The sequence below is a fragment of the Kitasatospora sp. MBT66 genome, assembly GCF_000710405.2.
Classification (GTDB): Bacteria; Actinomycetota; Actinomycetes; order Streptomycetales; family Streptomycetaceae; genus Kitasatospora; species Kitasatospora purpeofusca.
Window position 1 is genome coordinate 1,306,855 of sequence record NZ_JAIY01000010.1, and the last position, 10,364, is coordinate 1,317,218.

Consider the following 10,364-nt stretch of genomic DNA (forward strand, 5'->3'; position numbering starts at 1 on the left):
CCGCAGCGCCCCGATCTCTGGGCGCCCACCCCGCGGCCGCGCGAACTGATGGCACAGCTCTGGTACCCGGCCGCCACCTGCGGCGGACCCGCCCACCGGCTCGCGCCGTGGCTCGACCCCGCCGCGCTGACCCACCTGGAGAGCGACTACCTCGGTGCCGCCCCGGGGCAACTGGCCTGGCCCGTCACCCACTCCCGCCAGGACGCCCCGGCCGACCGCGGCACCCGCCACCCGGTCGTGCTCTACTCCCCCGGTTCCCGCGCCGACCGCGCCTTCGGCACCCTGGCCGCCGAGGACCTCGCCTCGCGCGGCTACGTGGTCGTCGCCGTCGACCACACCTTCGACGCCGGTGAGGTCACCTTCCCGGACGGGCGACTGGAGGTCCGCAACAAGCCCGCCGTGTTCGCCATGACGGACGCCGGGATCGTCGACTACCGCACCACCGACGTCCGCTTCGTCCTGGACCGGCTGACCGAACTCGCGGCCGGCGCCGACCCCGACGCCGAGCACCGCCCCCTCCCGCCGGGCCTCGGTGCGGCGATCGACCCCGCCACCGTCGGTATGGTCGGCCACTCCATGGGCGGCGCCACCACCGTCCAGATCCTGCACGACGACCCGCGCGTCCTGGCCGGGGTCTCGCTCGACGGCCCGGTCTTCGGCACCGCCGCCACCGACGGCGTGGACCGCCCGCTGCTGCTCTTCCGCGCCTCGGACGAGCGCCCGGTGCGCGACGCGATGTGGGACGCGCTGTGGCCGCACCTCGGCTCCTGGCGCCGCCAACTCACCCTGGGCGACTCGGGCCACGGCACCTTCTCCGACCTCGAAGCCCTCCTGCCCGCCGCCCGGCCCGTGCTCGGCTGGCCCGCCGGACAACTCGACGCGTTCCTCGGCACCCTCGCCCCGGCCCGCGCCGTCGACGCCCAACGCGCCTATCTGGCCGCCTTCTTCGACCTCCACCTGCGCCACCGGCCCACCACCCTGTTCAGCGGGCCCTCGGCCGCGTACCCGGAGGTCCGGCCGGACCGGTGAGACAGCCCGGACCGGTGGGACGGGACGGAGCGGTGGGACGGCCGCCCCGGCGTCAGCGGCACAGGGCCGCGTCGAGCACACCCTCCAGCTTCCGCGCCGCCGCCTTGTCCGGCGCCTGGACCGTCATCGTGACGGCGGCGGCGCGGCCGTCCTCCGTGACACCGACCCGGGTCTCGTAGCCCGGGATGCTGCCGCCGTGCCCCCAGTACTCCCCGCCGCAGGACAGCGGCGTGCTCACCAGCCCCAGCCCGTAGCCCGATCCCGCCGCGAACGGCTCCCCGGCGGGGGTGGTGCCGCGCATCTCTGCGAGCTGCGCGGGCGGGAGGAGTTCGCCGTCCAGCAACGCCGTGAAGAAGCGATTGAGTTCGGAGGGGGTGGAGACGAGCTGGCCGGCCGCCCAGGCCCAGGAGGGGTCCATGTCTGTGATGTCGACCAGCGGCCCGTCCGCCGACTCGCGGTAGTAGCCGTGCGGATGGGCCCCGCGGATCGTCGCGTCGCCCGGGGCGGGGAAGTAGGTCTGGCGCAGGCCGAGCGGCCGGACGATCCGACGCTCGATCTCCTGGCCCAGGCTGCGCTGCGTCACCGCCTCGACGACCAGCCCGGCGAGGATGTAATTCGTGTTGCTGTAGGCCCACTTGTGGTCCTCGGGCGCGGCGTCGGCCGGGTAGCGGAGGGCGATGTCGAGCAGTTCGCGCGGCTCGTAGCGGCGGACGTCGTCGCCGAGGTGGAGGGTGTAGTTGGGCAGCCCGCTGGTCTGCTGGAGCAGGTGCCGGAGGGTGATCCGGTTGCCGTCGATCCCGTCGCCCCGGACGACGCCGGGCAGGTAGCGCTCCACCGGCGCGTCCAGGTCGAGCCGTCCCTGCGCCACGAGTTGGAGCACGACCACGGCCGTGAAGGTCTTGGTGTTGCTGCCGACCCGCACCCTCCCGTCCTTCGGCACCGCCGCACCGGTGGCGACGTCGCCGACCCCGGCGGTGTAGCTCCGGGTGCGCCCGTCCAGGGAGCGGACGGTGCCCAGCGCACCGGGGGCGCCCGTCTCCGCCAGCAGCGCGTCCAGCCGCTGCTGGACGACGTCCGGGCGGGTGGCGGTGGTCGCGGCCGTCGCCGGGGCGGCGGCGGTAGCGACCAGGGCTGCGGCGGTGACGACCAGGGTGACGGCCTTCCAGCGGCTCATGAAGTGCCTCTCGTGCAGGGGTGCGTGTGCTCGGAGCCCGGCCTCCCGGGTGCTGTTCCACAAGATCACGCGGCCCGCTGGGCGGTCGTCAGCTCACCGGGCGAGCGGCTGTCGGCTCAGAGGAGGAGCAGAGGCGGCCGACCGTGAACCCCTGGTCCTGGCTGCCGTCATCCTCCGGGCCTACCCGGGCGGTTCTCCCTTGTGCAGAGCAACCGGCTTCGGAAGCATGGCTCCACATGATCGACTACAACAGCGAGGCCCGGGCGTACGACACCACCCGGGGCGGCGAACCCCGGGCCGAGGCGGCGGCCGACGCCCTGGAACAGCTGCTCCCGCAGGGCTCCGCGACCGTGCTGGACATCGCCTGCGGCACCGGCATCGTCACGCGCCGACTGCAACGGCCCGGCCGCACCGTGCTGGGTGTCGACCGCTCCCCCGGCATGCTCGTCCCAGCCGCGCGGCGGATACCCGGCGGGGCGGTGTGCGGCGACGCGACGCGGCTCCCGTTCGCCTCGGGGAGCGTCGACGCCGTGGTGATGGTCTGGCTGCTGCACCTGCTGCCGGAGTCGACGGCCGGGGCCGTGCTCGCCGAGGCCCTCCGGGTGCTGCGGCCCGGCGGCAGGCTGGTGACCACCGTCGACAAGGAGGCGGCCTACTTCGCCGAGGACAGCGACCTCGCCCGGGCCACCGCCGAGCTGCGCCGCCAGTACGCGCCGCACGCGCCCGACCGCACCGAGCGGATCCGGGTCTGGGCGGCGACCCACGGCCTGCGCCCGGTCGGCGAGGCCCGCTTCCCCGGCACCGGGCAGGGTCGCGGCGCCCGGCAGTGGCGGGAGGCGATCGACGCAGGCCGCATCCCCTGGTGCAACCGGGCCGACGCCGAGCAGGTGACGGAGGCGGTCCGGCGACTCGCGGCACTCCCGGACCAGGAGACCCCGATCGCCGACCCGCTGTACCGCCTCCTCGCCCTGGAGGTGGGCGGACCGCCGGCACCCTGACGGCGGTCCGCCCCACCCATCACCCCGCCGTCGCGGTGGCGGTGGGGGTCGGGGCCGGGCGGGGACGGCCGTGCTGACGGGTGGTGAGGGGGTACGCCCAGGCGAGGAGGGCGAGCAGCAGGACGAACGGAAGCAGGGTGCAGAGCGCGGCGCTGCCGGCGGCAGTCGCGGTATGGCGGGATTCAGCGGGCATCGGTGAGGCAGCGGGCATCGGCGAGGTCGAGTTCGGCCCACACGGTCTTGGCGCTGGGGGGACGGGGCTCCGTACCCCATCGGTCGGCGAGCGCGTCGATCAGCACCAGCCCACGCCCCGACTGCCCGTCGGAGACCCGCGCCGACGGCAGCACGGGCAGCCGGTCGCCCCGGCAGTCGGACACCTCGATCCTGAGGGTGGCGCCCCGGCGCACGGTGGTGGTGAGGCTGATGTGCAGCTGGAACCCGCGCCCCGGAACGCGCCCGTGTGTGATGGCGTTCGCCGCCAGCTCGGCGACGACGAGCAGCGCCGAATGGAACGGCTCGCCGAAACTGGAGTCCACTCCCCAGTCGGCGAGTTGACGTCTGACGATGCCTCGGCAGAGACAGGCGCCCTTCGCCGTCGCGGCGAGGACGACGGTGTGGCGGCGGGGGTTGTCGAGCGGAATTTCGGTCGTCATGGGGGAAAGCCTGGCGGCACGGCCGTACGCTGACCACGGATCCGGCGGGCACGGAGCGTGCTTGTGCGGACGCGGAGGGTCCGCCTGTTGGCGAGGCCCGGATCAGTCGGTCGCAAACTCGTGTGAGCAGGGGTGGTTCCCATGGTGAGCAGCGTCGAGCGCAGCGAGCGCACGGTCCCCGACGACGGGGAGACGGTGGAGAACTCGGACGGGATCGCCGAGTTCTACAGCGCGGTGGGCAAGTTGGTCAAGCTGTACCGCGAACGGGCCGGCATCACGCAGCGCCAGCTCGCGGAGCGGATCGGGTACAGCGAGGACATGGTCGGCCTCATCGAGCGGGGGAAGCGGACGCCGAGAATCGAGTTCCTGACGGTGGTGGACCCCATCGTCGACGCGGGCGGGGCGCTGAAGGTCGTCGCGGACGACGTGATGAAGGCGAAGATCCGGGTGAGTGAGCGTCACCCGGCTTTCTCGAAGGCGTTCACGGCGGAGGAAGCCAAGGCGATCGAGATTCACGAGTACAGCAGCCTGAACATCCCGGGACTGCTGCAGACGGAGGCGCACGCGCGGGCCCTCTACGACATGCGCAGGCCGTGGCTGTCCGTCGAACAGGTCGATTCGTGGGTGGCTGCACGAATGACCCGGCAGGAGATCCTGAGCCGTTGGCCGCTGCCGGTGATGAGCTGGGTGATCGACGAGAGCGCCCTGCGAAGGCCGCTGGGCGGCTGGGACATCCACGAGGCGCAGCTGCGCCACCTGCTCCATGTGGCCGAGGTGCGCGGCGTGGAACTCCAGGTGATGCCGCTCGACCGCACGGAGAACGCGGGCATGGGCGGCTCGTTCATCCTCCTTACCCAGAGCGGTCGCGCGCAGATCTCCTACGTAGAGGTGCAGCACGTGAACAGGCTGATCACGGATCCTGACGAGGTCCGTAAGATGGCGGCACGGTACGGCACCCTCAGGGGGCAGGCGCTCACCATGAGGGAGTCCCTGGCCCTGATCGAAAAGACTCTGGGAGAGCGGTAGGCATGGCCGAACTCGCGTGGTTCAAGAGCAGCTACAGCAGCAACGAAGGCGCCGCGTGCGTCGAGGTCGCCGAGACCCCCGGCGTGGTCCACGTCCGCGACTCCAAGGACAAGACCGGCCCCCAACTGGCCTTCGAACCGGCCTCGTGGAAGGCGTTCGTCGACTTCGCCGCGAACGCCAGCGTCTGAAACAGCACACCCCCGACGGCCCGCCGCTTCCCAGCGGCGGGCCGTCGGCGCATCCTGGACCCAACGGAGCCAGATGCGAGGAGCATGTCGCGATGACCGAACTGGCATGGTTCAAGAGCAGCCACAGCAGCAACGAGGACGCCGCGTGCGTCGAAGTCGCCTGGCGCAAGAGCACTTACAGCAGCAACGAAGGCGCCCAGTGCGTCGAGGTCGCCGAAACCACCGGCACCGTCCACGTCCGCGACTCCAAGGACAAGACCGGCCCGCAACTGACGTTCGAACCGGCCGCCTGGAAGGCGTTCATCGACTTCGCCGCGAACGCCGACGTCTGAAACAGCGCGCCCCGACAGACCCCGTCTGTACGACCCGCCGACGATTCGTCAGGCCCGCTCCGGCTCCGGCACCTTGTGCACGACGGTGTCCGCCGGTCCGACCGGGCGGCCGTCGGCGGCCAGGACGGCCAGTTCGCGCAGCGGCCGGTCGTCGCGCCGGTCCAGGAGCTCCGAGTGGGGCTCGTCGGGGTCGAAGGAGTGCCGCTCGCCCCACTGGCGTAGCGCGACGACCACCGGGAAGAGGTCCTCGCCCTTCGGGGTGAGCACGTACGCCTGGTAGGCGCTGCCGTCGGAGGCGGGTTCGACGGCGAGGATCCCGGCCTCGACCAGCGCGCGCAGTCGGGCACTGAGGATGTTCTTGGCGACGCCCAGACTGCGCTGGAACTCGCCGAACCGGCGGCTCCCGTCGAAGGCGTCGCGAATGATCAGCAGCGACCACCAGTCGCCGATCGCGTCCACCGAGCGCGCCACGGGGCACGGGTTGTCGTCGAACCTGGTCCGCTTCACCATCTCCGGCCTCCTCGGCACCGACCGCCATTCCATCCGGTTGCAACATGCTACCTCTCCGGCCTAGGGTGCGACCATGTCGGTAGCATCATGCAACCAGAATCCCTCTCGCGTCCTGACCCGCCCCCTCACCCTGCTGTTCGCGCTCGCCAGCGGGGCCGCCGTGGCCAATGTCTACGCGGCCCAGCCCCTGCTGGTCGCCATCGCCGACGAGCTCGACATCGGCCGGGCCGCCGTCGGCGCCGTGGTGACCTGCACCCAGATCGGCTACGGGCTGGGCCTGGTCCTGCTGGTACCGCTCGGCGACCTGCTGGAGCGGCGGCGGCTGGTCACCGTGCAGGCCGTGCTGCTCGCACTCGCGCTGGCCGCGGTGGCCACGGCCGGGAACGCGGCGGCCCTGCTCGCCGGCCTGATGGGGGTGGGCCTGCTCGCGGTGCTCACCCAGGCCCTGGTGGCATTCGCCTCGGCACTGGCCCCGGACGGCGAGCGCGGGCGGGTCGTGGGCACGGTGACCGGAGGCGTCGTCCTCGGCATCCTGCTCGCCCGGACCGTCGCCGGTGCGGTCGCCGACCTCGCCGGGTGGCGAGCCGTGTACGCGCTGTCCGCCCTCCTCACCCTGGTCCTCGCCGCGGCCCTGCGCCGCGCGCTGCCCCGGACCGCGCCACCGACCGCTCGCCGCGCCGACTACCGCCGCGCGCTGCGCTCGCTCGCCCGACTGCCGCTGCGGGAACCGGTGTTCCGGCGGCGCGGGCTGATCACCCTCCTGGTGTTCGCGGCCTTCAGTACGCTCTGGAGCAGCGTCGCACTCCCGCTGAGCGACGCCCCGTACTCGCTCACCCCGGCCGCCGTCGGGGCCTTCGGCCTGGCCGGCGCGGCCGGTGCGGCGGCCGCGGCACCGGCGGGCCGGCTCTTCGACCGCGGGCTCGGCCGGTGGACGTCCGGCGCGGGCCTCGCCCTGCTGACCCTCTCCTGGCTGCCGCTGGCGCTCACCCGGCAGTCGCTCTGGGCTCTCGCCCTCGGCGCGGTCCTGCTGGACTTCGCCGTCCAGGCGGTCCACGTCACCAACCAGAGCACGGTGCTGGCCCTGGACCCGACCGCGGGCGGTCGGCTGATCGGCGGCTACATGGTGTTCTACTCGCTCGGCAGCGCACTCGGCGCGATCACTTCCACGGCCGCGTACGCGGCCGCCGGCTGGTCCGCCGTCTGCCTGCTCGGCACCGCGTTCAGCCTGCTCGCCCTCCTCGCCTGGGCGGCCTGGGACCTCCGCCCGGCGGGCACGGAGGGCGATGCGCCGCAACACCGGCCGCACCGGTAGCGGGGAGTGGGAAGTCGACGCCGCCGACTTCCCACTCCCCGCGTGCCACGCGATCATCCTGCGGACCGGTGCCGCGCCATTGGTGGGCGGTGCCCCGTCACAGCCCGGTGGCGAGCCAAGTTGTCACAGCCGCAGTGGCGACGAGCCCGACGTTGAGTGCTATCCGGCGGCGGCCGCCGGTCCGACACACTCGAAGCCGTTCGAGGCTCCGGGCGGGCGACCCGGGACGGGTTGCCGGACACCCGTCAGGAGGGCTGGGACCAGCGCTGGTTGGCGCCACCGGTGCAGTCCAACAGCACCAGCTGGTTGCCGTTGGTCGGGTCGGACCCCGGGACGCTCAGGCACAGGTTGGACTGCGGGTTGACGATCCGCACGTCGACGAACTGGCCCGGGCTGCAGTTCACGGAGGTGGTGGTGTTGCCGACGATCACCGAGCTCTTGACGTAGGAGTCGTAGATTCGACCACCGAAGCTCCACGCGCATTGGCCCTGCAGCGTCCAGGTCTGGCGCGGGTCGATTCCGATTCACTCCCCGAACTGGTTCAGCTCGCCGATGACGGCATAGGTGCGGCGGGCGCGGAGGCCAGGGAGGCCGCAGGGGCCTCCGGCGCGAAGGCTGCCGCTACGGGCGCCCCGGGGCCGGAGGCGAGGTCGGCCGAGGGTGCGGCGAGGGCGGCCGCCACCGCCATGAGCAGGACCGCGAGCAGGGTCGGAGCACGACGCATCGAAGGTTCCCTTCCTGGCCGCGAGACTTCCAGCTCAACACCCTTTCGGCTGATTTGACTGATCAACAGATTTCCCGGGCCGCTGGCCGGCCATGGGTATTGACCGCCCGGCGTCAACGGGGTCGGCGAACGGAACCACGGGCGGGGCCCTCGGCACTGCCGAGGGCCCCGCCGTGCGGCGTCCGCGACATCACGGGGTGGGAGGTCGACATCGCCGACTTCCCACTCACGTCCCGTTCGATGCAGCCGCTCGGCACGCCGGTGCCGTCGCCGCATCCGTCGGTCGGCAACCGTGCTCCGTCACAGCCCGGTGGCGAGCCAAGTTGTCACAGCCGCAGTGGTGACGAGCCCGACGTTGAGTGCTGTCCGTCGGTCGCCGCCGGTCAGGTGGACGGCGATCGCACCGGCCTGGAGGAGGACGAGGCCGCCGGCCGCGACCGCTGCCAGCGGGAGCGCGACACCGGTGAGCGGCGGCAGGACCAGGCCCGCCGCACCCAGCACCTCGACCGCCCCCAGAGCCCTGAGGGCGGGCAGGGGGATCCGGTCGACCCAGGCCATCATCGGCCGGAGCTGATCGCGGGTGCGGGTCACCTTCAGCGTGCCCGCGTAGAGGTAGAAGAGCGCGAGCGGTCCCGCGAGGATCCAGTAGGCGATGTTCATGGTGAGAAGTCCACCGCCGGGCGCCCGCCGGTGTCCAAGACCCGTTTTCGCTGCGCCGATACCTGGCGGGTATCGGCGCAGCAGGGGCCCATGGAGCTGCGCCAGGCCGTCGGCAGTCCTCCTCCACCCCTACAGACCCCGGTTGTACGGGCGGCGAAATACGTTGTGCGACCAGCGTCCCCAGGAGTAATAACCGTGGTAGGACGCGCAGTTGTGCGCGCCGATGCGAGCATGCCGGTCGTGCTGCGAGGGAGATCCATGGGGCGTGTGGTGGTCGCCGCTCGGGCGGTGGCCGTGGTTGTCGCCACGTGGCTGGCGCTGGTCCTGCTGATGGTGCTGGTGGTCCTGCTGGGCTCGCTGCTGCCGGGCACCTCGGTCCGCGGCGTCCTCTCGTCCTCACTCGTTCCGCTGTGGCTGCTCGCCCTGTTGCTCGGACCGCCGGTCGCCTGCGTCGCGCTGCGCCGGTGGATCGCCGTCGGCCGGTCCGGCGGTGCGGCCGGGGCTCCGCCTCCCAGGTCCGACGAGCCGTGGGACTTCCGGGCTCCGCCTCCCATGTCCGACGAGCAGTGGGACTTCCGGGCCCCGCCTCCGCGGTCCGACGAGCAGTGGGACTTCCGGGCCCCGCCTGCCCCGTCCGACCCGGAAGCCCCACGCACCACGCCGGGCACGCCCGCGCCGGAGACCCCGGAGGACCCGGAGACCCCGGTGGACCCTCACGCCGAGGCCCGGCGGCGACGGGCCCGTGCGAACGCCGAGCGGGCGGCCAGTGCGGCAGCCCAACGGGCGCGCGAGGAGAAGGCCCGCCGACGGGCCCGGCGCAACCGCCGCCCGCGCTGACGGGCCCACGGTACTGAACGACAAGCACGGAGTGGGAAGTCGACGCCGCCGACTTCCCACTCCGTTCCCGCCGGTGCGGCGGTCACCCACCGCCTGTCAGTTGGGCAGGGGCTTGACGATCGTGTGGGTGATGACCTGCCCCGTGATCTGCTTGGTCTCCAGCTTCTGGTGGCCGACCGGCTGGCTGGCCTTGATGGCGACCGGGGGTGCCGGCTTCTCCTCCACTGCGGGCTCGTCGGCGGTGGCCTCGGTGGGCTGCTCCTCGGACATGGGGGTCTCCTTCTGTCGTAACCGGAACGGACGTAGTCGATCTTCCCCGACGGAGACCCGCAGTAACCGATCGATTACCAGTCACCGAAACGGGCGCCAATGGCCGGGACGGCCCTACTCCGCCGCGGCAGGGGCGTAGCTCTTGGCCTCGGAGTACTTCCACGAGGCGAACTGCCAGGTGCCCAGCCTGAGCTCCAGCCGCTGGTTCGGCGCGAGAGTTCCGGTGACCGTGATGTCCCGCCAGGCCCGCCCGGCGTCCGAGCAGCCCGTCTCCTCGGAGTTCTTCCACGACTCGTCGCTGCCGCCGTACTGGAGCCACGCCGTGTGCCTGCCGATCACGGCGCAGTTCGCCTGCAGGGATCCCTCCAGGTGGTAGGTGCGGTTCCCCTCCCCGCTCCAGGTCAGCAGGCCGGAGAACGACAGCACCGCCAGCGTGGAGCCGTTCGACTTCTCGTGGTTGACCTGGAAGGAGACCCGTTCGCCGGGCGCGTCCGGCCCGTCCAGGTACTTGTGCGCGCCGACCAGGAGCAGCACGTTCTCGCCCACCGGCGCGTCGGCGGCGATCATCCCCCGGGTGACCGCCTCCTTCCACTGCGGGGTGGCGGTCAGGTCGCGGATCAGCGCGGGACCGTCCCCGTCCGCGAAGAACTC

At 72.6% G+C, this 10,364-nt stretch carries 16 protein-coding genes; 7 read left to right on the forward strand and 9 right to left on the reverse strand.

Annotation, left to right across the window (positions count from 1 at the left end; translation table 11 throughout):
* A partial coding sequence (locus BI06_RS30315; protein ID WP_158516474.1) for a hypothetical protein occupies window positions 1–1,029 on the forward strand: 1,029 nt, incomplete at its 5' end.
* 52 nt (window positions 1,030–1,081) lie between these two features.
* Here the strand turns inward: BI06_RS30315 and BI06_RS30320 are convergent.
* Window positions 1,082–2,203: a serine hydrolase gene (locus BI06_RS30320; protein ID WP_043472803.1), complete on the reverse strand. Its 1,122-nt coding sequence runs from the start codon at window positions 2,201–2,203 to the stop codon at window positions 1,082–1,084.
* Between the two features lie 236 nt (window positions 2,204–2,439).
* Here BI06_RS30320 and BI06_RS30325 point away from each other — a divergent pair, with 236 nt between their 5' ends.
* On the forward strand, window positions 2,440–3,201 hold the full coding sequence (locus BI06_RS30325; protein WP_043472806.1) for a class I SAM-dependent methyltransferase: 762 nt from the start codon (window positions 2,440–2,442) through the stop codon (window positions 3,199–3,201).
* A gap of 19 nt (window positions 3,202–3,220) precedes the next feature.
* Here the strand turns inward: BI06_RS30325 and BI06_RS51345 are convergent, their stop codons facing one another.
* Together BI06_RS51345 and BI06_RS30330 are read right to left on the reverse strand one after the other, a co-directional pair.
* Window positions 3,221–3,394, reverse strand: a complete 174-nt coding sequence (locus BI06_RS51345; protein WP_158516475.1) for a hypothetical protein — start codon at window positions 3,392–3,394, stop codon at window positions 3,221–3,223.
* Window positions 3,384–3,854 (reverse strand): ATP-binding protein, encoded by a 471-nt coding sequence (locus BI06_RS30330; protein ID WP_043472809.1) that lies wholly within the window; start codon window positions 3,852–3,854, stop codon window positions 3,384–3,386. Before BI06_RS30330 ends, BI06_RS51345 begins: the two co-directional genes overlap by 11 nt.
* A 141-nt stretch (window positions 3,855–3,995) precedes the next feature.
* On the opposite strand from BI06_RS30330, the gene BI06_RS30335 reads away from it, so the two are divergent.
* The 3 genes from BI06_RS30335 to BI06_RS30345 all read left to right on the forward strand — a co-directional run bounded on the left by BI06_RS30335 (window position 3,996) and on the right by BI06_RS30345 (window position 5,400).
* On the forward strand, window positions 3,996–4,880 hold the full coding sequence (locus tag BI06_RS30335; protein ID WP_051742138.1) for a helix-turn-helix transcriptional regulator: 885 nt from the start codon (window positions 3,996–3,998) through the stop codon (window positions 4,878–4,880).
* 2 nt (window positions 4,881–4,882) lie between these two features.
* Window positions 4,883–5,068, forward strand: a complete 186-nt coding sequence (locus BI06_RS30340) for a DUF397 domain-containing protein (RefSeq protein WP_043472812.1) — start codon at window positions 4,883–4,885, stop codon at window positions 5,066–5,068.
* A gap of 92 nt (window positions 5,069–5,160) precedes the next feature.
* Window positions 5,161–5,400, forward strand: a complete 240-nt coding sequence (locus BI06_RS30345) for a DUF397 domain-containing protein (RefSeq protein ID WP_043472815.1) — start codon at window positions 5,161–5,163, stop codon at window positions 5,398–5,400.
* 48 nt (window positions 5,401–5,448) lie between these two features.
* Here BI06_RS30345 and BI06_RS30350 read toward each other — a convergent pair whose 3' ends face one another.
* The gene (locus BI06_RS30350; protein WP_043472817.1) at window positions 5,449–5,910 is read right to left on the reverse strand and encodes a helix-turn-helix domain-containing protein; all 462 of its coding nucleotides are present in this window, start codon (window positions 5,908–5,910) and stop codon (window positions 5,449–5,451) included.
* A 73-nt stretch (window positions 5,911–5,983) separates the two neighbouring features.
* Between BI06_RS30350 and BI06_RS30355 the strand changes: the two genes are divergently transcribed.
* Window positions 5,984–7,222 carry an MFS transporter gene (locus tag BI06_RS30355; RefSeq protein WP_051742140.1) on the forward strand — a complete coding sequence of 413 codons (1,239 nt, stop codon included), beginning with the start codon at window positions 5,984–5,986 and terminating at the stop codon, window positions 7,220–7,222.
* Window positions 7,223–7,467: 245 nt separating this feature from the next.
* On the opposite strand, the gene BI06_RS30360 is transcribed toward BI06_RS30355, so the two are convergent.
* From BI06_RS30360 to BI06_RS30370, 3 genes are all read right to left on the reverse strand, one after another.
* Window positions 7,468–7,653: an RICIN domain-containing protein gene (locus tag BI06_RS30360; protein ID WP_030397463.1), complete on the reverse strand. Its 186-nt coding sequence runs from the start codon at window positions 7,651–7,653 to the stop codon at window positions 7,468–7,470.
* Between the two features lie 110 nt (window positions 7,654–7,763).
* Entirely contained in the window at window positions 7,764–7,946 is a 183-nt protein-coding gene (locus tag BI06_RS30365) for a hypothetical protein (RefSeq protein WP_043472820.1), read from the reverse strand.
* Between the two features lie 300 nt (window positions 7,947–8,246).
* Window positions 8,247–8,606: a DoxX family protein gene (locus BI06_RS30370; protein WP_043472823.1), complete on the reverse strand. Its 360-nt coding sequence runs from the start codon at window positions 8,604–8,606 to the stop codon at window positions 8,247–8,249.
* A gap of 258 nt (window positions 8,607–8,864) precedes the next feature.
* On the opposite strand from BI06_RS30370, the gene BI06_RS30375 reads away from it, so the two are divergent.
* Window positions 8,865–9,443, forward strand: a complete 579-nt coding sequence (locus BI06_RS30375; RefSeq protein WP_149030513.1) for a hypothetical protein — start codon at window positions 8,865–8,867, stop codon at window positions 9,441–9,443.
* A 96-nt stretch (window positions 9,444–9,539) separates the two neighbouring features.
* Here BI06_RS30375 and BI06_RS51350 read toward each other — a convergent pair whose 3' ends face one another.
* Entirely contained in the window at window positions 9,540–9,713 is a 174-nt protein-coding gene (locus BI06_RS51350) for a hypothetical protein (protein WP_158516476.1), read from the reverse strand.
* Between the two features lie 114 nt (window positions 9,714–9,827).
* Window positions 9,828–10,364, reverse strand: a 537-nt coding sequence (locus tag BI06_RS30380; RefSeq protein WP_043472829.1) for a hypothetical protein, incomplete at its 5' end; no start/stop codon positions are given.